The 22558-nt window shown below is 63.6% G+C and carries 20 protein-coding genes; 6 read left to right on the plus strand and 14 right to left on the minus strand.

Going from position 1 to position 22558, the window contains the following annotated elements; genetic code table 11:
• From ACUY1T_RS15990 to ACUY1T_RS16000, 3 genes are read left to right on the plus strand one after another with little or no spacing between them, the layout of a single operon-like run.
• Window positions 1-474, plus strand: a complete 474-nt coding sequence (locus ACUY1T_RS15990) for a nitrate reductase cytochrome c-type subunit (RefSeq protein WP_446024473.1) — start codon at window positions 1-3, stop codon at window positions 472-474.
• A gap of 10 nt (window positions 475-484) precedes the next feature.
• Window positions 485-1087 (plus strand): cytochrome c3 family protein, encoded by a 603-nt coding sequence (locus ACUY1T_RS15995; protein WP_434232922.1) that lies wholly within the window; start codon window positions 485-487, stop codon window positions 1085-1087.
• 29 nt (window positions 1088-1116) lie between these two features.
• Window positions 1117-1539, plus strand: a complete 423-nt coding sequence (locus tag ACUY1T_RS16000; protein WP_446024475.1) for a hypothetical protein — start codon at window positions 1117-1119, stop codon at window positions 1537-1539.
• Between the two features lie 16 nt (window positions 1540-1555).
• Here the strand turns inward: ACUY1T_RS16000 and ACUY1T_RS16005 are convergent, their stop codons facing one another.
• The 4 genes from ACUY1T_RS16005 to ACUY1T_RS16020 form a co-directional block, all read right to left on the minus strand.
• Window positions 1556-2212, minus strand: a complete 657-nt coding sequence (locus ACUY1T_RS16005) for an HAD family hydrolase (protein ID WP_446024476.1) — start codon at window positions 2210-2212, stop codon at window positions 1556-1558.
• 67 nt (window positions 2213-2279) lie between these two features.
• Entirely contained in the window at window positions 2280-3782 is a 1503-nt protein-coding gene (locus ACUY1T_RS16010; protein ID WP_446024478.1) for a tripartite tricarboxylate transporter permease, read from the minus strand.
• A 15-nt stretch (window positions 3783-3797) separates the two neighbouring features.
• A complete protein-coding gene (locus ACUY1T_RS16015; protein ID WP_446024480.1) occupies window positions 3798-4274 on the minus strand; it encodes a tripartite tricarboxylate transporter TctB family protein in 477 nt (158 codons plus the stop codon).
• A 51-nt stretch (window positions 4275-4325) separates the two neighbouring features.
• Window positions 4326-5333 (minus strand): tripartite tricarboxylate transporter substrate binding protein, encoded by a 1008-nt coding sequence (locus ACUY1T_RS16020; RefSeq protein ID WP_446024482.1) that lies wholly within the window; start codon window positions 5331-5333, stop codon window positions 4326-4328.
• A 432-nt stretch (window positions 5334-5765) separates the two neighbouring features.
• Between ACUY1T_RS16020 and ACUY1T_RS16025 the strand changes: the two genes are divergently transcribed.
• Together ACUY1T_RS16025 and ACUY1T_RS16030 are read left to right on the plus strand one after the other, a co-directional pair.
• Window positions 5766-7610, plus strand: a complete 1845-nt coding sequence (locus tag ACUY1T_RS16025) for a bifunctional sugar phosphate isomerase/epimerase/4-hydroxyphenylpyruvate dioxygenase family protein (RefSeq protein ID WP_446024484.1) — start codon at window positions 5766-5768, stop codon at window positions 7608-7610.
• A 112-nt stretch (window positions 7611-7722) separates the two neighbouring features.
• Window positions 7723-8583: a shikimate dehydrogenase family protein gene (locus tag ACUY1T_RS16030; RefSeq protein ID WP_446024486.1), complete on the plus strand. Its 861-nt coding sequence runs from the start codon at window positions 7723-7725 to the stop codon at window positions 8581-8583.
• 23 nt (window positions 8584-8606) lie between these two features.
• On the opposite strand, the gene ACUY1T_RS16035 is transcribed toward ACUY1T_RS16030, so the two are convergent.
• From ACUY1T_RS16035 to dctP, 7 genes are all read right to left on the minus strand, one after another.
• Window positions 8607-9500: a DMT family transporter gene (locus tag ACUY1T_RS16035; protein ID WP_446024488.1), complete on the minus strand. Its 894-nt coding sequence runs from the start codon at window positions 9498-9500 to the stop codon at window positions 8607-8609.
• A gap of 79 nt (window positions 9501-9579) precedes the next feature.
• Window positions 9580-10407 (minus strand): sugar phosphate isomerase/epimerase family protein, encoded by an 828-nt coding sequence (locus ACUY1T_RS16040; RefSeq protein ID WP_446024490.1) that lies wholly within the window; start codon window positions 10405-10407, stop codon window positions 9580-9582.
• The gene (locus ACUY1T_RS16045; RefSeq protein WP_446024491.1) at window positions 10400-12142 is read right to left on the minus strand and encodes an FAD-dependent oxidoreductase; all 1743 of its coding nucleotides are present in this window, start codon (window positions 12140-12142) and stop codon (window positions 10400-10402) included. Before ACUY1T_RS16045 ends, ACUY1T_RS16040 begins: the two co-directional genes overlap by 8 nt.
• 165 nt (window positions 12143-12307) lie before the next feature.
• A complete protein-coding gene (locus ACUY1T_RS16050) occupies window positions 12308-12751 on the minus strand; it encodes a type II 3-dehydroquinate dehydratase (protein WP_446024493.1) in 444 nt (147 codons plus the stop codon).
• 22 nt (window positions 12752-12773) lie between these two features.
• The gene (locus tag ACUY1T_RS16055; RefSeq protein ID WP_446024495.1) at window positions 12774-14066 is read right to left on the minus strand and encodes a TRAP transporter large permease; all 1293 of its coding nucleotides are present in this window, start codon (window positions 14064-14066) and stop codon (window positions 12774-12776) included.
• A 2-nt stretch (window positions 14067-14068) separates the two neighbouring features.
• On the minus strand, window positions 14069-14590 hold the full coding sequence (locus ACUY1T_RS16060; protein ID WP_411796375.1) for a TRAP transporter small permease: 522 nt from the start codon (window positions 14588-14590) through the stop codon (window positions 14069-14071).
• 56 nt (window positions 14591-14646) lie between these two features.
• Window positions 14647-15636, minus strand: coding sequence for a TRAP transporter substrate-binding protein DctP (gene dctP, locus ACUY1T_RS16065; protein ID WP_446024497.1), 990 nt, complete (start codon window positions 15634-15636; stop codon window positions 14647-14649).
• Window positions 15637-15853: 217 nt separating this feature from the next.
• Here dctP and ACUY1T_RS16070 point away from each other — a divergent pair, with 217 nt between their 5' ends.
• A complete protein-coding gene (locus tag ACUY1T_RS16070) occupies window positions 15854-17227 on the plus strand; it encodes a GntR family transcriptional regulator (RefSeq protein ID WP_446024499.1) in 1374 nt (457 codons plus the stop codon).
• Window positions 17228-17430: 203 nt separating this feature from the next.
• On the opposite strand, the gene ACUY1T_RS16075 is transcribed toward ACUY1T_RS16070, so the two are convergent.
• The 3 genes from ACUY1T_RS16075 to ACUY1T_RS16085 are packed head-to-tail and all read right to left on the minus strand — an operon-like array spanning window position 17431 to window position 22487.
• Window positions 17431-18237, minus strand: coding sequence for an oxidoreductase (locus ACUY1T_RS16075; protein WP_446024501.1), 807 nt, complete (start codon window positions 18235-18237; stop codon window positions 17431-17433).
• Between the two features lie 15 nt (window positions 18238-18252).
• On the minus strand, window positions 18253-21339 hold the full coding sequence (locus ACUY1T_RS16080) for an efflux RND transporter permease subunit (protein ID WP_446024503.1): 3087 nt from the start codon (window positions 21337-21339) through the stop codon (window positions 18253-18255).
• Window positions 21336-22487 carry an efflux RND transporter periplasmic adaptor subunit gene (locus ACUY1T_RS16085; protein ID WP_446024505.1) on the minus strand — a complete coding sequence of 384 codons (1152 nt, stop codon included), beginning with the start codon at window positions 22485-22487 and terminating at the stop codon, window positions 21336-21338. The genes ACUY1T_RS16080 and ACUY1T_RS16085 overlap by 4 nt, the downstream gene beginning before the upstream one ends.
• Window positions 22488-22558 lie beyond the last annotated feature (71 nt).

The following is a 22558-nucleotide window of genomic DNA, read 5'->3' on the forward strand; positions in this document are numbered from 1 at the left end:
ATGCGACTGTTCAGCGTTACCGTCCTGTCCTGCATTGCCGCTTTCAGCCTGCTGGCCTTGCACAGCTTCGCCGCCGAAGGTGAGCTCGATGCGCTGCGTGCCAACGTACCGCTGCTGGAGGAGCCGACACCGGAGCCGCTGTACCGGGTCGAGGACCGCAGCCTGCGCCCGGTGCGCGAATATCCGATGCAGCCACCCACCATTCCGCACCGCATCGACAACTACCAAGTGGACCTCAACGCCAACCGCTGCATGGCCTGCCACGCGCGAACCCGTGTCGGCGAGACCCAGGCGATCATGGTCAGCGTCACCCACTACATGGACCGAGAGGGCAACTTCCTCGGCGATTTGTCGCCGCGGCGCTACTTCTGTACCCAGTGTCACGTACCGCAGACCGATGCGCCCTCGCGGGTTGGTAACACCTTCGTGGACATGAGCGATCTCATCCGCGGTTCACGCCAGCGAAGCGAATAAGGAGGACGCTATGTTCAGATGGATCGGCAACGTCCTCGGAACCTTCTGGCGCGTGTTCCGCTCGCCCAGCGGCTATTTCAGCCTCGGCTTTCTCACCGTGGGCGGGTTCATCGGCGGCGTACTCTTCTGGGGGGGCTTCAACACGGCGATGGAAGCCACCAATACCGAGCAGTTCTGTATCAGCTGCCACGAGATGGAATCCAACGTCTACCAGGAGATTCTGCCCACCATTCATTACACCAACCGTTCGGGGGTACGGGCGGTCTGCTCCGATTGCCATGTGCCGCACAACTGGACCGACAAGATCGCGCGCAAGATGCAGGCCTCAAAGGAGGTGTGGGGGCATATCTTCGGGGTCATCGACACCCGCGAGAAGTTTCTCGACCACCGCCTCGAGATGGCGTCACGCGAGTGGCGGCGCTTCGAAGCCAACGACTCGCTGGAGTGTCGTAACTGCCACGACGAACAGTACATGGACTTCACCCGCCAGAGCCCTCGGGCAGCCGCGGCGCACCAGCGCGGCCTGGTGGAGGGCGAGGCAACCTGCATTACCTGCCACAAGGGCATCGCCCATGAGCTGCCGGACATGGCGGGCGTTCATGGCTGGGAATGAGCGGCACTCTGCCGCGGGAGGAAAGGACGATGAACTACCACAAGGGAATGGGGTTCCTGGTCGCGGCGCTTGCCTTCGGAGCGGTGCCGGCCGCCTTCGGTCAGGATGCGTCTCCTGAACCAAGCGCTCCAGTACAGAAAGGAGCGGTAGCCGAAGAGGCGCAGATCGGCACCATCGAGGCGCGCGAGGACGACCTGGGCGTTGCCCGAGACGAGCCCGAACAGGACATGCACGGCACCGGCTCGAACGATGAAAACGAAGCACAGTCGGGTGCCGATACGGGGGCTGATACCGAGCCACAGGTAGGGCAGGGCGGCAGTGAACGTCAAGGGGAGAGCAATGAATTCGACGCCCCCTACCGCGATCTGGAACCGGAAAGCCCCGGCCTAGAAGAACCCCGCCAACCGATACGCCCTGGGCAGATGGAACAGGAGCACGACAGGCAAGAGTGACGAGGGGGTGTAAGGGTCAGAGCTTTTCCAAGGCGGCGTCCAGGCCGTGCAAATCGCGGACGGTGATGGTGTCGCCCGGGAAAGGGGAGGCGCCGGGGTCGGCGGTGACGCCGACAAAGCGGGTGCCGTTGGAGCGGGCGGCGCGAAAATCGTTGTAGGAGTCGCCGATCATTACCGTCTCGTTCGCGGCATGTCCGCAGCGAACCAGCAGGTTACGCAAGCCGGTGACCTTGTCGGGAGGCGAGCCGACGACCTCTCGGAAATAGCGTGCGAGGTCGCGCTTCTCGACGATGGCCCTCAGCTCGGCCTCGGGCGTGGCCGAGAGCAGGTAGAGCGGGCGCTTGCCGGCCCAGCGGGCGAGAAATTCCACAGCGCCGGGAATCGCAGGGGCCTCGAGGAGACGCTGCTCGACGCTGGCCTTGAAAAGCGCGCAGAGTTCGCGGATACGCGCTTCACTGGCTTGTTGACCGAAGATATGCGCTTCGATATGGCGAAACTTGACCTCGCGTGGCTGGCCTCCTTTGCGGCCCAGGTAGGCACATACGGCCTGGTACTGAGGGGCAGGTGCCTCGGCATAGAGATCGGCGAAGGCCTGTCGCTTGAGGGTGGCCGAGTCCAGCACCACACCATCGAAGTCGAAGACCAGCGCATAGTGAAGGGCTGGATCGGTCACACTCACAACCTTTCGTCCGTTTGTTCTCACCACCGGCACGGCCGGGCATGGCTGCGCCAGTGGTGCGTCAGGCCCTGCTGAAGCGTTTGGCCAGCCAGCCCTTGAGCGGGGTGTTGCTCAGCAGTACCAGTACGATCACGCTGGTCAACACAAGGGACAGCGGGTTGGTAACCAGGGCCAACAGGAAATCGCCAGCGCGATCGCCAACCGATGACATCGCCTGGCGATAAGATTCGTCGAGCAGCGGGCCCAGTATGACGCCGAGGATGATCGGACCCATCTGGAAGCCGAATACCTTGAGCCAGTAGCCGAGGATGCCGAAGCCGAGCATCCAGTAGACTTCCATCATGTTGCTGTTGATGGAGTAGGTGCCGACCACGCAGAGCACCAGGATCAGCGGGATCAGCACCGCCTTGGGCACCTCGACGATCTTCGAGAAGATCTTGATGCCGGTGAGGCCGAAGAACAGCAGGAAGATGTTCGCCAGCGCCAAGTTGCCCACGGTGAACCAGAAGATGTGTGGGGTTTCGATCATCAGCATCGGGCCGGGGTTGAGCCCGTGGATGACCAGGGCGCCGATGATCACGGCGGTCACCGCATCGCCGGGCATGCCCAGCGTCAGCATCGGCACATAGGCACCGCCCACTGCGGCATTGTTGGCGGTCTCAGGGGCCACCAGGCCTTCATAGGCCCCTTCGCCGAACGGCCGGCTGGGGTTCTTGACGGTGCGCTTGGCGTGATCGTAGGCGAACAGCGAAGCGATGTCGCCACCGGTACCGGGCAGTGCGCCTACCACGACGCCGATTATCGCGGTGCGTATCGAAAGCGGCAGGAACTTCAGTACCATGTTCAGCGGCGGCACGATCTTGTCGACCTTCTGCTTGATCGGCACCTTGGCCAGGTTGTGCAGCTGGTAGAGCGCCTCGGCCACGCCAAACAGGCCGATCATCACCACCACGTAGTGGATCCCACCGAGCAGCTCCATTTGCCCCATGGTGAGACGTGGCTGGGCAGTGACCATGTCCATGCCCACCAGGCCAATGACGCTTCCCAAGGCTACCGAGAAAATACCGCGTGACAGTGACTTACCGGAGAGCGAGCTGACCAGCAGCAGGCCGAGTACGGCGATCAGGAAGTAATCACGAGGAGCGAACTGCAGCGCCAGGTCGGAGAGATAAGGGGCGGTGCCGGCGAGCACCGCAACGCCGATCAGTCCGCCGATTACCGACATCACGGTGCTCAGGCCGATGGCACGCCCGGCCTCGCCGCGCTGGGCAAGCGGATAACCGTCGAAGGCGGTGGTCACCGCCGAGGGGGCGCCGGGAATGTTGAGCAGGATGGCGGTACGCGAGCCGCCGTAGACGCCACCCACGTAGATGCCGACCATCAGCGCCAGGGCATTGTTGATGTCCCAGGAGAAGGTGAAGGAGATCAGGATCGACACGGCCATGGTTACGGAGAGGCCGGGTATGGCGCCGATATATATGCCGGCCAGCACGCCGAGGGCGGTCAGGCCAAGCAGGCCCGGGTCGAGCCAGGCCATGAGCAGGAAGGAAAGGGTGTCACTCATCGAGGGCCTCGAGGGTCAGGGAAGGTAGACGCGGAAGACCACGGTGAAAAGGACATAGATGATCGCAAGGGCCACCGCGGTAATGATCAGCGAACTGATGACCTTGCCCTGGCGCAGGTAGATGAACATGGCCGCCAGGAAAATGAAGGTGCTGACATAGAAGCTTGCCCAGACGATGGCCGCGAGATATATCACCGCGCCCACCGAGAAGACCACGATATGGGGCTGGAAGTGCTCGTGGAAGAATACCTGTAACTCATGCAGGGCACTGTGAATGCGTTCATCACGTCGCTTGTAGCGGTGGCTGAACAGGATGGCCAGTGATGAGGCCAGCATCACCAGGGCCAGGCCTACCGGGAATGAGCCGGCCGAATTGAGCCGCAGACCGCCGTCGATGCGGTAAGCCTCGACCAGTACACCGATACTCAGCAACAGAAGCAGCCAGTCGAAGACTTTTTCGCCAGCCTGTACGCGCTCGATTTTCTTGCTCATCAACAGACTCCAAGGGGGAAGCTTTGCCTCCCCCTTCACCGCGAAGGTGGGTTACGGACGCGGAATGCCGAGCTCTTCAGGCGTGGCTTTCAGTGTCTCGGCATCGGCTTCGAACATGGACCAGCCGGTAACCGACTGCCAACTGTCCAGGTATTGCTGGGCTTCCTCGCCACGCAGGTTCAGCGGTTCGGCACCGAAGTTATGCAGGAACTCGACGAACTCATCCTTGGCAACGGCCTGTTCATAGGCATCTTCCAAGGTGGCCTTGATGTCGTCGGGGGTGTCCTGGTGGACGAAAACGCCCCAGAACGGCCCCCACGGCAGGAAGGCCTCGATATCGGGCAGCGCTTCGGTGATCGGCGCGACACCTGGCAGCGATTCGATCTCCTCGGCGGTGAGCACGGCCAGTCCCTTCATCTTGCCGCCACGAATCTGCTCACCGGCGGCGGCCAGGCTCAGCGGCATGAAGTCGATGTGGCCGCCCAACATAGCGGTGATGCCGGGGCCGTCGCCGCCGAAGGTGACGGTTCGCACGTCGAGCTCGCCCACGGCGTTGATCATGGCATGAACGGTGCTCGGCAGGCCGCCAGCACCGGTGCCGCCCATGCGCAGCTCGTTCGGGTTCTGCTGGGCATGTTCGAGCAGGTCGGCGAAGCTGTCGAAGGGGCTATCGGCAGGTGCTGCGATCACCACCAGGCCTTGGCCGATGATGTTGACGGTATGCATGTCGTCGTAGGTAAAGTCGGCCAGCCCCATCAGCGGATAGAGCTGCGGGTTCTCGGCGCCGATCAGCAGGTTGTAGCCGTCGGGACGCTGGCGCATGACGTGGTTCATGCCGATCACGCCGGTACCACCCGGGCGATTGGTCAGCACGATGGTGGTGTCCAGGATTTCTTCAACATGGGGCGTGAGGCTGCGGGCGACGTTATCGGTGGCGCCACCGGCACCCCACTGGATGGTGCCTTGGATGTTGCGCTCCGGATAATCGGCGAGTGCACTACTGGCCATGGCCAGTGAGGCGAGGGAGACGGCCAGGGATGTGAGCAGCGGTTTGAACATGAAATCCTCCGGGGTTGTTCTGATTGGTTGTTATTTGCCGCCTGATGACGGCCTTCTGTCTCGGCGGGAATGGGTTTGTGTTCGCCCTGCGAACGATAGTGCTTTTTGCGAACACTAGAACTCCCTTCCAATACTGTCAATGCTCAGGGGAAATTCTGCGACGAAGGTTTAATGCCGGATACTGCTAACGCATGCACACAGAAGAAGATAACGAGCCACAGCTTCGGCACTACTCTTATGATATCCGCCGCGGGCCGTTAAGGCCTATGTCGATAACTGTGCTTGCATGTTTTGGATCATTGCGAACTTAAGGCCGCTATGCGAACATTGAAACCATGTTCCAGTTCCACCTGAGGCGGAACGACAAAATTCTTGAACGAACAAGAAGGCTGCCCATTGCCCGTCAGGCGATGGCGCCAGGAGGGGATGTAGATGCGTGCCATTGCCACGGTCTGCTTGAGCGGCGATCTCAGGACCAAGCTGGAAGCGATCGCTCGCGCGGGCTTCGAGGGTGTGGAAATCTTCGAGAACGATCTGCTCTCGTTCGACGGCTCCCCCGGGGAGGTGCGTCAGCTCTGCGAGCGCCTGGGGCTGACTATCGTGGCCTTTCAGCCGTTTCGCGACTTCGAGGCCATGCCCGAACCGCAGCGTAGTCGCAACCTGCAGCGTGCCGAACGCAAGTTCGACCTGATGGAGCAGCTCGGCACCGATTTCCTGCTGGTTTGCAGCAACGTCTCGCCGCAGACCATCGACGACATGGAGCGGGCCGTGACCGATCTGCGCGAACTGGCCGAGCGCGCGGCCAGGCGCAGCATTCGCATCGGCTTCGAGGCATTGGCCTGGGGGCGCCACATCGCGGATTATCGAGATGCCTGGGAGGTGGTGCGCCGAGCCGATCATCCCAACCTTGGCGTGGTGCTCGACAGCTTTCATATCCTCTCGCGCGGCCACGACCTCTCTACGATCGGCAAGATTCCCAAAGAGAAGATCTTCTTTGTCCAACTGGCCGATGCGCCGCTGCTGGACATGGATGTGCTGCAGTGGAGCCGACATTTCCGCTGCTTCCCCGGCCAGGGGCGCCTGCCGCTCCATGATTTCATGACCGAGCTGGGCAAGTCGGGCTATGACGGCCCCCTTTCGCTCGAGATCTTCAGCGATGCCTTCCGCGCCGCACCTACCGAGGTCACTGCCCTGGATGGCCTGCGCTCGTTGATCTGGCTAGAGAATCTGGTCGAGCATGGGCCCTGGGCGCGTGAGCTGCCTCCCGCGCCGAACTATCATGGCATTCACTTCATCGAGTTCACCCTCGACGAGGAGAGCGCCGGCCCCCTGGGCGAGTTCATCGATGCGCTGGGATTTCGCCACGTGGGGCGTCACCGCTCCAAGAACGTCGAGCTATGGAAGCAGGGCGAGATCCATCTAGTGCTCAACTTCGAGACCGACAGCTTCGCCCACACCTTCCGACTGCTGCATGGCACTTCGGTATGTGCCGTGGGGTTTCGGGTCGATGACGTGGAGCGGGCGCTGGGACGTGCGCGGGCCTTCAAGGCTCCGCTGTTCCGTAGTCAGGTGGGCGAAGGAGAAATGGAAATCTCGGCGATCCGTGGCGTCGAGGGCAGCCTGATCTACTTGGTGGACGAGGCGGCTGCCGATGATCTGCAGTGGCGCACCGACTTCGAGCTTTTCGACCAGGAGAGCCGTGACGAAGCGGGTCTGGTACGCATCGACCATCTCTCATACGTATTGCCGGCCACTCAGTTGCTGGGTTGGCAGTTGTTCTACCGCACCGTATTCGGCTTCGCTGCCGAGTCCGAGAACGAGATCGTCGATCCGCATGGCATGATGATCAGCCAGGCGGTGGTCAGCCCCGACCGCAGCATTCGCCTGCCGCTCACCGTCTCCCAGGCCCGCGAGACCCAGCCGGGGCGTTTCCTCAGCGCTTTCCGCGGCGGCGTGCAGCAGATCGCCTTCGAGAGCCGCGACATCATTGCCACCGTGGACGAGTTTCTTGCTCGTGGGTTGCCGTTGCTGAAGATCCCGCGCAACTACTACGACGACCTGGAGGCGCGTTTCGACATCGCCCCGGAACTGCTCGACGCCATGCGCTCGCGCAACATCCTGTTCGATCGCAACGAGGACGGCGACTTCCTGCATGCCTATACCGAGACCTTCTCGGGGCGCTTCTTCTTCGAGATCGTCGAGCGACGTGGCGGCTACCAGAATTTTGGTGAGTCCAACGCAGGCATTCGCCTCGCGGCCCAGGCCAAGGCCGGCTGAGTACCGACAGAGCCAGTAGCGGTCCGGGATTGTTTTTCGAGATTCCTTCGAGCTCTTCGAGCTCTTCGAGCTCTTCGAGCGCAGAAAGCTCGCTCATACAGGAAACAGCGTTATGAAATTGGGATTGATCGGCAAGGCCATCATGAACTCCAGCTCGCCGGACCTGCACGTACGGCTCGGCGAGCTGATCGGCATACCCACCACCTATGACCTGTTCGACGCCAACGAACAGCCGATCGAGTCACTCGAGAGTCAGGTGAGGAAGGTGATGGCCGCCGGATACCGGGGCGTGAACGTCACCTATCCTTGGAAGGAAGATGCTATGCACCTTGCCAACCGTGCTTCCGAGGGCGCGCGGATGGTCGGGGCCGCCAACACGCTGGTTTTCGAGGAGAGTGGCATCTTCGCCGAGAACACCGACTTCACCGGCTTCGTCAGCGGTTTTCACGCCACCCTCGGCGAGCGTGAGCCGGGACGGGTGTTGCTGCTCGGCACCGGCGGCGTGGGCAAAGCGGTCGCCTTCGGCCTGGGCAGGCTCGGTGCCTTGGAGGTGGTTCTGATGGACCTGGATCCGGCCAAGTCGCGCCAGTTGGCCGCGGAACTGAAGGCCCAGGGCTTTGCTGCCTCCACCATCACCCCGGCGCAGCTGGCCGAGACGGTGCCGGCCTGCGATGGCCTGGTCAACTGCACCCCCATCGGCCACGAGAAGAGTCCAGGCTGCCCGTTGCCCAAGGAGCTGGTGGCGGCGCACCACTGGATCTTCGATGCCGTGTATGTGCCGGCGGTCACCGAGCTCGTCGCCGCCGCCAGGGCGGTCGGTGCCGATGTGATGAGCGGTGTGGGCCTGTTCGTCTTCCAGGGTGTCGACGCCTTCAAGCGGTTCTGCGAGGACGAGAGCAAACGTGCTGCTGCTGAGGAGCAGGCCGCCACTCTCTATGCCCACTACCGCCGCGAGTTGTTGCAGGAGCCCTGAGACAAGGCCGCAGGCGCTGACGATCAGCGCTTACGGGTTGCCAGGAATATCCCCGCCCCGATGATCAGCACGGCGCCCAGGTAGGTTTCCAGCAGCGGCACGTCGCCGAATACCAGATAGCCCGACACGGTAGCCCAGACGATCTGCAGGTAGAGGAAGGGCGACACCAGCGAGGCCGGGGCGCAGCGCATGGCCATGATCAGGGCGAGTTGGCTGACGGCACCCAGGGCTCCGACCACCAGGAACAGCGGGACATCGCCGCCGGCGATGGGCTTCCAGAAGAACGGCACCACCATCGAGCTGACCATGGCGCCGGCCAGCCCTGCGTAGAACAGCGAGGCCAGCGGGTGGTCGTTGCGGCCGAAGCGCCGTGTGGCCAGTTGATAGAGCGCAAAGCACAGGGCCATGCCGAACGGCAGCAGGGCGGCGGGCTGGGCACGCCAGTCGACGGGACCCACCGCAATCACAACGCCAACGAAACCGGCAGCGACCGCTGCACCACGGGCCAGGGTCACGCGTTCACCGAGAAGTGGAATGGCCAGCAAGGTGACCAGCAGCGGCGAGCTGAAATTGATCACATATACCTGCAGCAGCGGCAGCTCACGAAAGGCCAGGAAGGCGAAGGTGCTGGCGGCGAGCAGCAGTAGGCCGCGCACGAACTGCCCCGGGAGCGACTCGACGGAGGCCATGATCGCTCGGCATCGGGGCCAGCCCAGCATCAGCAGGTAGGCGCCCAGTACCAGCATGTGGCCGGCATAGCGGGCCCAGACCACCTGCACCGGCGAGTAGCTCTGGGTGAGCCATTTCACACCCGTATCGAGCAGGGTGAACAGCAGGCCGGCGCCCAGCATGAAGGCGATGCCCAGCAGCGGACGGTCTGCGCTGCCGAGGGCAGTGGTGGCGGTGGTCGTCGACATGGCCTTCGGGCATCTCTTTGAAGAAGCTTAATAGTAGCAGGCTAACAGATAGGCACCGAGAAGGCCCATCGAAAGTCTGTCAGGCAAGGGCAATCACGGCACGCGCCTTGTCGAGTGCCTGGCGGGCCCGCTCCAGCGCGGCGATGCCCTGGCGGCGCAGCGACTCGGTAGGGATCTCGAGGCTGTATGGCCGCCCCGAGGGCAGAGTCTCCAGCAGAGCTCGCAGATCGATATCGCCATCGCCGGGAAAGCAGCGCTGCTGCCTCGCCTCGTGCAATATCGCTTCCATGCTGTCCGGAATCGGCCCGGCCACGTCGCACAGTTGCACGTAGCGCAGCCAGTCCGGCGGCACCCGTACAAGATCCTCCAGGCGGCTGGCCGAGCGGTTGAAGTGGAAGGCGTCGACCAGCAGGCAGGCGTTGTCCTGCCCGGCCAGGCGCGCCGCGGCGACGATGCGGTGCGCCTGGGCCAGGTTCTTCACTCCCGTCCAGGGCATGAACTCGAGGTGCGGATGCAGGCCTAGCGGGGCGGACAGTTCGCACAGGGCAGCGAAATTGTCGATGGTACGTGCCTCATCGTCGTCGTTCCCTGCCACCAGCACCTCGCTGGCGCCTAGCTCGGCACCGATCTCCAGCACCTGGCAGAAATCCCGGCGCACATCGGTGTCGGGCTTCAGGCGCAGGATCTCGATATCAAGGACTCGTAGCCCGGTTTCCCCGAGGCGTTGCCGGGTACGCCGTAACAGACCGGCATCCCGGGCCAGCGGGAAGTGGTACTCCTCCGGCGTAGCGGGAATGAGCCGCAGGCCCACAGCCTCATAGCCGGCTTGGGCGGCGACTTCGACCATCTCGGGGGGCGGCAGCTCGAGTACGGTGAGGGCGGCCAGGGAGAAGATCGGCTCACGCATGGGTAGCGTCGGCTCCGGAGTTAGCAGCGTCGTGCCGTATCCGTCCCGCAGCATGCAGGCCGGCGATATGGCCAAAGGTCATGGCCGGGCCCAGGTTGATGCCGCCGGCCGGGTAGTAGCCGCCCATGATGCTGGCCATATCGCTGCCCGCCGCGTAGAGGCCCTCGATCGGCGTGCCCTGGGCGTTCAGCACCTGTGCATGCTCGTTGGTCTCGAGACCGGCGAAGGTGCCGAAGCAGCCAGGCACTACCTTCACTGCATAGAAAGGACCCTGGACCAGGGGTGCCACGCAGGGATTGGGGCCGTGGGCAGAGTCGCCCTGCTTGCGGTTGTAGGGGGTGGCGCCGCACCCGAACTCGGGGTCCTCGCCCCGGGCGGCGTGGCGGTTGTAGTCGGCCACGGTGGCCGCGAGGCCGTCCGCATCGATACCGCACGCTTGCGCCAGCTCGGCAAGCGTCTTGCCGCGCTTGAGGTAGCCCTTGCGGATCCAGTGTCGGAAGGGCACCGGCGCCGGACGGGTGATGCCGAGGCCATAACGACGCTGGAAGCGGTGAGTGCAGATCAGCCAGGAGCAGACCTCCTCGCCCTCCGGCACCGCCTTTACCATGGCGTCCACGTAGTCGTAGTAGCCGCCGGCCTCGTTGACGAAGCGCTTGCCGTCTTTCAGCACGCCAATCAGGCCCGGCTTGCCGCGGTCGATGATATGCGGGAAGTGCCCGACCCGGCCACCACCCCAGGGCACCAGCGACACCGGCGCCCAGGCCACCGGTGAGTGGAGATCGGTGCCCACCGTACCGCCCACTGACTCGCCCAGGCGCAGGCCGTCGCCGCTGGCCGAGGGTGGCGGCAGCGGCCAGTGCTCCTGGCCCGTCGGCGTACGCGGGAAGAGTTCCCGGCGGCGTTCGACGTCCCAAGGGAAGCCGCCGGTGGCTAGCACCACGCCACATCGGGCCCGGAGGGTCACCTGCCCCTGCGAGCCCTCGACCACCACGCCGGTGACCCGTTCATCCTCCATGATCAGGCGCTTGGCTGGCGATGAGACACGCAGCTCCACGCCCAGGTCAACGGCGGACTTGGCCAGACGGCCGACCAGGGCCACCCCGTTGACCAACTGCATGGCGCGGCCGTAGCGGGCCAGGTCGAGGAAATGTCGGGTGAGGCGTCGTGTGACATGTACGAAGGATTTCAGCGAGCGGGTCGCGGTCAGGAAAGCCAGCAGGTCCGGCCCGGCCTGGATCGGCATGCCCAGAAAGGCTGTCTCGGGCATGGTCCTGCGCAGCTTGGCCAGCGTTTCGCGATCCAGTTGGCGACCGTCGAAGGGAGCGGCAATCACCGAGCGGCCGCCGGTGCCGGCGCCGGGGGTGTCGCCGTGGATGTCGGCGATGGCGTTGCCGTCGGCGAACTGCAGTGCCGTTTTGTCGTGAAAGAACTCCACCATTCGCGGTGCGGCATCGAGAAAGGCGTCGATCTTCGCCGCGTCATAGCGTTCACCCAGCTCATGACGCAGGTAGGTACGCACGGTCTCCGGATCTTCATCGATGCCGGCCGCCTTGGCCAGCGGATTAAGCGGCGCCCACATCCAGCCGCCCGACCACGCGGTGGCACCGCCCAAAGCGTCGGCTTTCTCTACCACCATGACCTTGAGGCCGTGATAGGCAGCAGTGGCAGCGGCGGCGAGGCTGGCGGCGCCGGAACCTACCACCACCAGGTCGTAATCCTGTCGTATGTCGGCCATGTAGAGACTCGCTGGAAGGCTGATGGAACAATTTAGAACGAAGTTCCATTTTTATCAATGGCCAGGTAAGTCGGAGAGTCTCGGGCATGGTGGCTAAGGGGGCATTGAACGAGAGCGGCCCCTGAAAAGGGGCCGCGTTTGGGCGCGTGATTCACCGAGATCCGCTTATGGATCGGCGTCTTCGACCAGGCGTAGCACGGCCTCGACGGCTGTCCGATAGCCGGCCGGCCCCAGGCCCGCGATCACTGCCGTGGCGGTGCGCGAGACGAGCGAGCGATGATAAATCTCTTCGCGCCGGTGGATGTTGGAGATATGCAGCTCGATGATCGGTCCGGGAAACATCTTGAGCGCGTCTAGGATCGGGATCGAGGTGAAGGTCAACCCCGCCGGGTTGATGACGATGGCGGCAGCGGGTTCATCGATGGCCTCGTGAATCCATTCCACCAACTGTCCTTCGTAGCCGGACTGGCGAAACACCACCGGCCGGGTGCCGGCGGCCTGCCGGCACAAGGACTCGACCTCCGCCAGTGTCGTATGGCCGTAGATCTCCGGTTCGCGCTTGCCGAGTCGGTTCAGGTTCGGGCCGTTGAGAATATGAAGGCTATGCATGGACATTACCTCTTATCATTATTCAGCCTTGGTAGCCGAACTGCCGCGGTAGCCAGAGGACGAGATCAGGGAATAGCGTGATGATCGCCAACGACAGGAAGAGTGCGGCGATGAACGGGATGAGATCGAGGAACAGGCTGCGCAACGGGGCGCGGGTAATGCTCTGCATGATGAAGATCAGTAGTCCATAAGGCGGTGTCACCAGCCCGATCATGATGTTCACCACGGCGATGACGCCGAAATGCACCAGGTCGACGCCCAGGGCATTCGCCGTAGGGATAAACACCGGCACGATGATGAGGATAATGGCCGTTCCCTCGAGCAAGCAGCCCAGCAGCAGCAGTACGAGGTTGACGAGCAACAGAAACTGCAGCACCGAAAGGTCGTAATCGGCCAGGAATATGCGCAGTGCCTGAGGAATGTTCTCGGACGTCACCACGTAGTTGAACACCAGCGCGCCCGCGATCAGCATGCCGATGGCGACGGAAGAGCGGGCGCTGTTGACGAGTGAACCGTAAACCTGTCGTGCATTGATGTTGCGATAGAGCAGGACCGAGATCAGAAAGGCGTATGCCGCGGCGACGGCGGCTGCCTCGGTGGGCGTCATCGCTCCGCTGTAGATTCCACCCAGCAGTACCACCGGCAACATCAATGCCGGGAAGGCGCGAACGGTAATGCCCGGCAATTCCCGCACTGGCGTGGGCTTTTCCACCGGAAACCGGCGGCGACGCGCCGTGACCATCACCACGATCATCAGCATGACCCCCATCAACAACCCGGGAATGATGCCGCCGAGGAACAGGTAGCCGATGGAGGCGTTGGACACCAGGGCATAAAGCACCATCGGAATCGAGGGTGGAATGATCGGCCCAATGACCGCCGCGCTCGCCGTCAGAGCGGCGGCGAAGCTGCGGGTGTAACGACCGTCCTGGATCATCATGTTGGCGATGATCCGCCCAGAGCCTGCCGCATCGGCGAAGGCCGATCCGGACATGCCGGAGAAAATGATCGACTGCACGATGTTCACGTAGGCCAGGCCGCCGCGGAAGCGTCCGACCAAGGCATTACAGAAATGCAGCAGGCGATTGGTCATGGTGCCGATGTTCATCAATTCCGCGGCGAGGATGAACAGTGGCACCGCTAGGATGACGTAGCTTGTGAACATGCTGTTCAGTAACCGCTCGGCCACCAGCCCCATGTCCATCCCGTTCATGAAGAGGTAGACGATGGAGCCCGACATCATCGATAGCCCGATGGGTAGCCCCAGCAGAGCCAGGGCGATGATCACCAGAAGCGTGAGCGTGAAGGGATCCATCCTTAACCTCGCTTTGTTTCGTCGTCGGCGTCGCGGGCGGTCATCGGGTCGTGTCCCAGTGCGGCGCGAGTGCCAATCCAGCCGTAGCGGATGATGATGGCCAGGGCGAAGACCACGTAGATCGAGTACAGCCAGTCGTAGCGGATACGCAGATATGACGTGCGCTGCACCTTCATGAAGGTCACGTAGTCGTAGACCGCGGGCAGGGAAACCAGGAAAAGGCCGACGACGCCAAGGGAGAAAAGCACCGTCATTACGCGGCGAATGGGAGGCGGAACATTGCTGTAGAAGATGTCGAAGCGGATCTCGTCACGCTCGCGGAGCAGAAAGGCCGCACCGAACAGCACCAGCCAGACCCACATCACGGTGCTCAGTTCCGAGGCCCAGCCCGCCGGCCAGTTAAGAACGTAGCGGAACAGCACCGTGATCAGGAAGGAAACGAACATGACGGCGAGCATGGCGGCCGCAATGGCGTCGGCGCCATGGCGCAGCCATGCCGCCCACCGGAGAATCCTTTGGCGCATCTGCGTACCTCCAGGGTGGAGTGGGATCGACCGCGACGCGGCCGATCCATCAGCCATCAAAGGTTGTTGATGCGCTCGAGCATGCCTTCCGGCCATGCGTCGGAGATCGAGGATTCCAGGTACTGCTGCTGCGCATACTCGCGGAAGGCATCGATATCCGGCGTGTAGACATCGAGCCCCTGCTCACTGAAGAAGTCAGCCAGCTCCTGCTCTTTGCGCTGATGTTCCGCCGTGCTCCAGGCGATCGCCTCGTCGGCAGCGGCCTGGAAGGCTTGCTGCTGCTCTGGCGTCATGTCGTTCCAGACGCTGGAGGAGACCATTAGCAGGTCGAACGCCACGAGATGCGACGTCAGCGCGATCTGGTCCATGACTTCGTAGAAACGCATGTTCTGGACGTTCGGCAGGGGATTGTCCTGACCGTCGATGGCGCCGGTCTGCAGGCCCGTATAAACCTCGGCATAAGCCATGGCGGTCGGATTGGCCCCGAGCGCCCGGCCCAGGAACTGCCACGACTCACCCGGCGGCATGCGTAGCCGCACACCGGACATGTCCTCTGGGGTCTCGATTCGCTCATCGTTCACCAGCCCTACATGGCGAGTGCCGAAGAAGGTCGGGCCCAGAATGTGGACGCCAAGCTGCTCCTCGGCCATGGCCTTCATTTCTTCCCCGGCTTCGCTGCCGAAGAACGTCAGCAGGTGCTCGGCATCACGGAAGAGGTAGGCGGAGGTCAGAATGGACCAGGCCGGGATCTGGTTGGCGACGTCCTGGGGAGCGACGTTACTCATCTCCAGGTTGCCACGCTGGAGCGCGACCAATTCCGAGCCCTGGCTGAAGAGCGATCCGCCGTAATGCAGCTCCATAGTGAAGTCGTCGGCGATGGCCTCTTCGAAGCGCTGCATCATCTCGGCACGGATGTCCTGCTCGGAGAACACCGCCGAGAAACGCAGCCTGGGGTTGTCTTGCGCGATGGCCACGGACGCCGTGGTCGCTGCGAACATCATGACGCCGGCGGCAAGAATACCGCGGCACTTGGCGGGAATGGGCATGGAGTGACTCCTTTTTATCTTGTCATTGTGATGCGCCCGCGGCGAGATGGCTTGCTCCCCACGCTGGACAGCTCCATGCTACATCACGCATTTTGGTGATCAACTGATTTTAGATATTTCCTACTATATTTTTGATAATGTCATTTGAGTTTTGTTTTTCTCTTGCTGGCTTCACTGGCGAGGAACAAAATGGTCAGTACAAAAAGGGAGGTGAGTCTTGCTGCCTGTACCACAGGAAACGGCGGGTGAAAGCGCTTACCGGTCCATCCGGAGCGACATCATTGGCGGTCGTCTGGCACCGTGCTCCCGGCTGCGCCTGGAAGCGTTGAAGGAGCGCTACTCGGCCAGCGTCAGTACCCTTCGCGAGACCCTTTACCGGCTATCTGCCGAAGGCCTGGTTCGTTCCGAAGGTCAGCGCGGCTTCGAAGTCGCCGCCGTCACCCAGGAGGAGTTTCAGCAACTCGCCGATCTGCGCGAACTGCTGGAGAGCCACGCCCTGCGCGAGGCATTCCGCAAGGGCGACCTGGAGTGGGAAGGTCGGGTGGTCGGCGCGTACCACAAGCTCGAGTCCATGGAACGCCTGATGATAGCGGGCGATACCAGCCGCAGCGCCGAATGGAAGCACTATGACCGTGAATTCCACCATACCCTGATTTCCGCGTGCGGCTCGGCGGAGCTGCTCCAGGTTTATGGCGCTATCTTCGACCGCTACCAGCGTTATCAGATCGTTGCCGTCATCTTTCGCGGCAAACCCGCGGCGCAGGAACACCGCCTGCTGTTAGATGCAGCCCTGGCACGCGATGCCGAGCGCGCTGCTGCCGTATTGCATCAGCATATCGCAGCCTGTGTGGCACATACGGTGGAGACCGGTCAGCTCTCCTCCATCGATTCGGATCCAACGCCCCTAATTCACGGAAGACTGAACAAGTCAGAGGCGCCGGTCTCGGTGGGCGAGACGGCCTGGCGCTGCATACGCGCCGACATCATCGCCGGCAAACTGCCCCCGGGGAAGAAGCTGAAGTTGAGCAACCTGCAGGATGATTACGACACCAGCGTGACCACACTGCGCGAAGCTCTCAACCGGTTGACCTCGGAGGGCTTCGTCGTCGCCGAAGGTCAGCGTGGCTTCGAAGTCGCGCCGATATCGGCCGAGAATGCTCGCGAGCTGGCCGAATTGCGACTTCTGGTGGAGGGGCGAGCGCTGGAGGACTCCTTCGCGCATGGAGACATCGACTGGGAAGCGAGAGTCGTAGCGGCCTACCACAAGCTCGCCACCATGGAGGCGGAGATGGCGAGCGGCAATCTACAGGTCGCCGAACTCTGGAAGCGGTATGACTGGCAGTTTCACCAGGCGCTGACCTCGGCTTGCGGCTCCCAGGTACTGATGCACCTGCACAACGCGGTCTTCGACAAGTACCTGCGCTATCAGCTCATCGCCCTGTCCTACCGGGGCCGCATCGCCGCCGACGAGCACCGAGCGCTATACGACTGCGCCCTGCGGCGTGATGCCGAGGGCGCGCAGGAAATCCTGCAGCGCCATCTGCGGGGCGGAACGGAGCACGCCCTGGCGTCGGGGTCCATTGCCGCCTGAAGACTCTGCATCTGGAGTGACACGAGGAGCCAGATGCCTAGTGCCGTATTCTTTCAAGAGCCGGACCCAGGTGGTCCCTACGCCTGCGGCCAAAGGAGAAACCAGCCCCAGGCCAGTCACAACAACTCGACGCATACTCGATTCCTCGTCTGCCATTCGTGAAGCCCGCAACGCTCATACTCTGGAGAGAAAGCGGGATCGATTCAGGCGAGCCCAAACGTTTTTCTGAGGCCTTTTTCGACCGGGCCAGCGGGCATGAAGCGGCGTAATTTCCTCAGAAGAGAAGCCTCACCTTTGGGCGTGTGCCGCATTTTCCATGCACCCAACGCGGCATCGACAATCGTGGTGGCGACCCCATCGGGCTCGGGCGCTTTTTGGACATTGTTTTGGATGGCCTGGGAAACGACGCCTAGCTCCTTGGTGTAGTCAGGGAGTCTGGAAGCCGTCTGGGGCGCGTTGAGATCCAGGCTGGTCTTGGTGAAGGAGGGTTCGACAAGTGCCACGCGAATGCCGAATTGACGCACCTCGTGATCCAGGGTCTCGGATAGACCTTCGACGGCATGCTTGGATGCCGAGTAGAGTCCCATGTACGGCGCAGGCAGAAAGCCCAGCACCGAGCTGACGTTGACGATGCGACCAGAACGCTGCTCGCGCATGTGCGGCAGCACCGCCTGGATCGTGCGCAAGAGGCCGAAGAGGTTGGTGTCGAACAGCGTCTGGGCTTCGGCAATCGACGTCTCCTCCGTTGCGCCGAGCAGGGTCACGCCAGCGCTGTTGACGAGCACGTCGATGCGCTTGGCCTGAACGATGACGGTCTGGATTCCATGTTGAACCGATGCTTCGTCACGGATATCCATCTCGACCAGCTCGACTCCCGGTATTGGCCGTGCCTTTGCCGTGTTGCGCACGGTGCCGAACACCCGGCAGCCCTGCTCGACGAACTTCACCGCGGCGGCACGTCCGATGCCCGATGACACGCCGGTAACGATGACAACTTTGGAATTCGACATGGTAGTTCCTCTCTATTAGGGGGATTGGGGTGATGGCGCCCAGCTTTGCGACGGGGCCGGCTTGATCCTGAACCAGATGGCGTACATCGCCGGCAGGAACACCAGGGTCAGCACCGTCCCGGCGAAGGTGCCGCCGATCAGGGTGTAGGCCAGCGTTCCCCAGAACACCGACTGGGTGAGCGGGATGAAGGCCAGGATGGCGGCGAGCGCGGTCAGGATGACCGGGCGCGCGCGCTGCACGGTGGCCTCGACCACGGCGTCGAAGGGCGCGAGTCCTGCCTTCTCGTTGTCGTGAATCTGGCCGATCAGGATGAGGGTGTTGCGCATCAGAATGCCGGCCAGCGCAATCAGGCCAACGAGGGCGTTGATGCCGAACGGCTGCTGGAACACCAGCAGGGTGGGCACGACCCCGATGAGGCCCAGCGGCGCGGTGGCGAACACCATCGTCATGGCGGAGATCGAGCGGACCTGGAAGATGATCGTGGTCAGCGTCAGGGCGATCATGATGGGAAACAGCGGCACCAGGGCGCGATTGGCCTTGCCGGATTCCTCGATGGAGCCGGCCAGCTCGATCCGGTAGCCGGTCGGCAGTTCGGCAATGATCGGCTGCAGTTCCTGCCACATGGCGGTGGACACGTCCGGCGGCTGCAGGCCCTCGGCGATATCGCCGCGCACGGTGATCGTCGGCGTGCGGTCGCGGCGGCGCAGGATCGGGTCTTCCATGTGGACCTCCACCGTGCCGACCTGCGATAGCGGAATCCGCTGACCGGCCGCGCCAACCAGGGTGAAATCGGCGATCCTGCCCGGATCGAGCCGCGTGTCACCGGCCGAACGGGCCGCGACCTGGACCGAGCGGATATCTTCGCGCACCTCGGTAATGGGAACGCCGCTCAACAGGAACTGCAGCTGTTGGGCCACGTCGCTGGAGGTCAGGCCGAGGCTCTGCAGCCGGTCCTGGTCGAGCGAGAAACGCAGCGTGGGCACGCGCTCGCCCCAGTCGCTATTGACCGTGCGCATCTGGGGGGAGGCCTGCATCACGGCACGCACCTCTCGCGCGATGCCGCGTAGCGTGTCGGGGTCGGGGCCCATCACGCGGAAGGCCACGGGGAACGGCGAGTAGGGGCCGAACACCAACTGGGTCACCCGCACGCGCGCCTCCGGCGCCAGGCCGTCGGCCACCGCCTGGCGCAGCCTGAGCTTGAGCGCCTCGCGCGCCGCCTGGTCGTCGGTCAGGACGACGATCTTGGCGAAGGAGGGGTCGGGCAGCTCCGGCGCCATGGCGAGGTAGAAGCGCGGCGCCCCCTGTCCGATGTAGGCGGTCACGATCGCCGCTTCCGGCTGCTCGGCCAGCCAGGCCTCGACCTTGGCGGTCACCTCGCTCGTCTGCTCGATCGAGGTGCCATACGGCATCTGGACTTCGACCAGCACCTCGGGGCGGTCGGAGGTCGGAAAGAATTGCTTGTTGACCACGCCCATGCCGAGGATCGCGACGCCGAAGGCGCCGATCACGCCCGCCGCAACCAGCCATTTGCGCCGGATCACGCTGCCCAGTAGCCGGCGGAAACGCTGGTAGTTCGGCGTCGCGTAGATGGCCCCGTGCCCGCCCTCGTGCTTCTCGATGTTGGGCAGCAGCTTCACCCCCAGGTAGGGCGTGAATACCACGGCCACGACCCACGACGCGATCAAGGCGATGCCGACGATCCAGAACATGTTGCTGGTGTACTCGCCGGCGGTGGACCTGGCGAAGCCGTTCGGCATGAAGCCGATCGCCGTCACCAGGGTGCCGGAGAGCATGGGCGCGGCGGTGTGGCTCCAGGCATAGGCCGCGGCGCGCACGCGGTCGTAGCCCTCCTCCATCTTCACCACCATCATCTCGATGGCGATGATCGCATCGTCGACCAACAGCCCCAGCGCCAGGATCAGCGAGCCCAGTGTGATCCGGTCGAAGTTCTTGCCGGTGGCCGCCATGACGATGAACACCGCGGCCAGGGTCAGGGGCACCGCTGCCGAGACCACGATGCCGGCGCGCCAGCCCATGCTGAGGAAGCCCACCAGCATCACCACACCGAGGGCAGCGAAGAACTTGAGCATGAACTCGTCAACGGCCGAACTGATATTGACCGACTGATCCGTGACCTTGGACAGGCTCATGCCGAGCGGCATCTCGGCGTTGATCGCCGCTGCCTCCGCCTCCAGTGCCTCGCCGAGATCGAGACCGTTCCAGCCCTCGCGCATCACTACACCGAGAATCAGGGCCGGCTCCCCGTCGTTGCGAATCAGGAAGGTGGCCGGGTCCTCGTAGCCCCGCTTCACCTCGGCAATATCGCCGAGCTTCAGCGTGCGGCCCTGCGCGGTGACCGGGGTATTGCGGATCGCTTCGAGGTCGTCGATCGCCCCGTCCAGCCGGATGAAGACCTGCGGACCGTGGGCTTCGATCGAGCCGGCGGGCGTCATCACGTTGCGCCCGTTCAGTGCCGCGAAGAGGTCGAGAGGGGAGACGCCCAGGGTCGCGAGGCGGTCATGGGAGAATTCGACGAAGATCCTTTCGGCCTGCTCGCCGATGATGTTCACCTTCTTGACGCCCGGCACGTGAAGCAGGCGCTGGCGAAGGCTCTCTGCCTCGCGGACGAGATGTCGATGAGGCTCGCCCTTCGCCTTCAACGCATAGAGGGCGAAGGTCACGTCGGCGTATTCGTCGTTCACCATCGGGCCGATGACGCCACGTGGCAGGCTGCCGGCCTCGTCGCCGATTTTCTTGCGCGCCTGGTAGAACTGCTCGGGGACCTCGGCGGGCGGCGTGCTGTCGAGCAGGTATACCGTGGTGAAGGCCAGGCCCGGTCGCGTGAAGGTCTCGGTCCGGTCGTACCAGCGCAGTTCCTGCATGCGCTTTTCCAGCGGCTCGGCGACGAGTTCTTCCATCTCCTGGGCCGTGGCCCCGGGCCAGACCGTGACCACGGTCATCTGCTTGATGGTGAAGGCGGGGTCTTCCGCCCGGCCCAGGGTCAGGAAGGCCACGATGCCGGCGACGAAGATCGCCACCATCAGAAACAGGGTGACCGAGCGCTCGCGTACCGCGAGGGCGGAGAGATTGAAGCCGCTCATTGCCGTTCTCCGCCGTTGACGGCTACGTCTGGTGCGACCTCGTTTCCAGCGAGTCGCACCTGCTCGCCCTCGTGCAGCAGATGCGCGCCGAGCGCGACGACACGATCGCCCGCCTCGAGCTCGCCGACGACCGACGCCGCTTCGTCGCTGAGGCCGGCCACCTGTACGGCACGCCAGGTGACCCGAGGCCCTGGCTCTTCGCCCCCCTCTCCTTCGACCAGCCATACGCCGGGCCCCCGACCCGGATCGAAGATGGCACCGATCGGTACCTGCAGTGCCGGGGTGGAGCGGTCGTCAGGGCTTTTGATAGTCGGGATAAGGAGGGCGACGGTCGAGCCCAGCGGCGCATCCGCCAGACGGTCATCCAGCACGTAGCGGGCCTCGAAGGTCCGCGTCTGAGGGTTGGCGGCATCCGACAGCTGGCGAAGCGTTGCAGCGCCCGTGAGCCCATTGCCATACAAGGTTGCGCGGCCGGTGGAGCCGAGCGCCGGGCGCAGGGTCTCGGGCAACGCGACGACCGCCTCGCGGTGTCCGGCATGCGCCACACGCACGACCACCTGGCCGGCCGCGACGACCTGGCCCGGCTCCGCCAGGGTCTCCACCACCACGCCGTCCGCATCTGCAAGCAGGACCGCATAGTTCGCTTCGTTGCGGGCAACGTCGGCCCGGGCTTCGGCCGCATTGAGTTCCGCCCGTGCCGACTCGGCGGCCGCCCTGGCGTTGTCGTAGGCCGATGCCGACACCGCGCCCCGGGAAACGAGAGCGCGGTAGCGCGCCTCGTCCTCCGCGGTCTGGCGTGCACGCGCCCTGGCGGCGGCCACGGCCTCCTCAAAGGCGCGCGTGGCGAGCTGCAGATCCGTGGGATCGATGCGCATGAGCGGCTGGCCGCGTTCGACGGTCTGCCCGGTATCGACCAGGCGCTCGAGGATCTTGCCGGGTACGCGGAAGCCGAGGTCGCTTTGCACTCGCGCCGCAATGACGCCGGTGAACGAACGCTCCGCCTGGGCGGAGGGCGCCACCGCCGCTACCCGCACCAGGGGAGTCTGCATCCGTGGATCGATTGAAGAGGTGGCATCGCTGCACGCTGCCAAGGCAAGCGGCAGCAGAGCGATGACGGTGAGGAATGGGACATCACGGCGCTTGAGCATGGAGATCTCCGGGAGGACGGATATCTCACAGCTTATGACGGGTGACCATATTTGTAAATAGTCACTCGCTG

The organism is Billgrantia sp. Q4P2 (assembly GCF_052806135.1).

Coding starts and splice junctions, on each gene's coding strand:
- ACUY1T_RS16030 (WP_446024486.1), top strand. CDS start 7,723: ATGAAATTGGGATTGATCGGCAAGGCCATCATGAACTCCAGCTCGCCG.
- dctP (WP_446024497.1), bottom strand. CDS start 15,636: ATGCCCATTCCCGCCAAGTGCCGCGGTATTCTTGCCGCCGGCGTCATG.
- ACUY1T_RS16060 (WP_411796375.1), bottom strand. CDS start 14,590: ATGCGCCAAAGGATTCTCCGGTGGGCGGCATGGCTGCGCCATGGCGCC.
- ACUY1T_RS16010 (WP_446024478.1), bottom strand. CDS start 3,782: ATGAGTGACACCCTTTCCTTCCTGCTCATGGCCTGGCTCGACCCGGGC.
- ACUY1T_RS16055 (WP_446024495.1), bottom strand. CDS start 14,066: ATGGATCCCTTCACGCTCACGCTTCTGGTGATCATCGCCCTGGCTCTG.
- ACUY1T_RS16080 (WP_446024503.1), bottom strand. CDS start 21,339: ATGAGCGGCTTCAATCTCTCCGCCCTCGCGGTACGCGAGCGCTCGGTC.
- ACUY1T_RS16015 (WP_446024480.1), bottom strand. CDS start 4,274: ATGAGCAAGAAAATCGAGCGCGTACAGGCTGGCGAAAAAGTCTTCGAC.
- ACUY1T_RS16035 (WP_446024488.1), bottom strand. CDS start 9,500: ATGTCGACGACCACCGCCACCACTGCCCTCGGCAGCGCAGACCGTCCG.
- ACUY1T_RS16025 (WP_446024484.1), top strand. CDS start 5,766: ATGCGTGCCATTGCCACGGTCTGCTTGAGCGGCGATCTCAGGACCAAG.
- ACUY1T_RS16000 (WP_446024475.1), top strand. CDS start 1,117: ATGAACTACCACAAGGGAATGGGGTTCCTGGTCGCGGCGCTTGCCTTC.
- ACUY1T_RS16085 (WP_446024505.1), bottom strand. CDS start 22,487: ATGCTCAAGCGCCGTGATGTCCCATTCCTCACCGTCATCGCTCTGCTG.
- ACUY1T_RS15995 (WP_434232922.1), top strand. CDS start 485: ATGTTCAGATGGATCGGCAACGTCCTCGGAACCTTCTGGCGCGTGTTC.
- ACUY1T_RS16075 (WP_446024501.1), bottom strand. CDS start 18,237: ATGTCGAATTCCAAAGTTGTCATCGTTACCGGCGTGTCATCGGGCATC.
- ACUY1T_RS16045 (WP_446024491.1), bottom strand. CDS start 12,142: ATGGCCGACATACGACAGGATTACGACCTGGTGGTGGTAGGTTCCGGC.
- ACUY1T_RS15990 (WP_446024473.1), top strand. CDS start 1: ATGCGACTGTTCAGCGTTACCGTCCTGTCCTGCATTGCCGCTTTCAGC.
- ACUY1T_RS16050 (WP_446024493.1), bottom strand. CDS start 12,751: ATGCATAGCCTTCATATTCTCAACGGCCCGAACCTGAACCGACTCGGC.
- ACUY1T_RS16040 (WP_446024490.1), bottom strand. CDS start 10,407: ATGCGTGAGCCGATCTTCTCCCTGGCCGCCCTCACCGTACTCGAGCTG.
- ACUY1T_RS16020 (WP_446024482.1), bottom strand. CDS start 5,333: ATGTTCAAACCGCTGCTCACATCCCTGGCCGTCTCCCTCGCCTCACTG.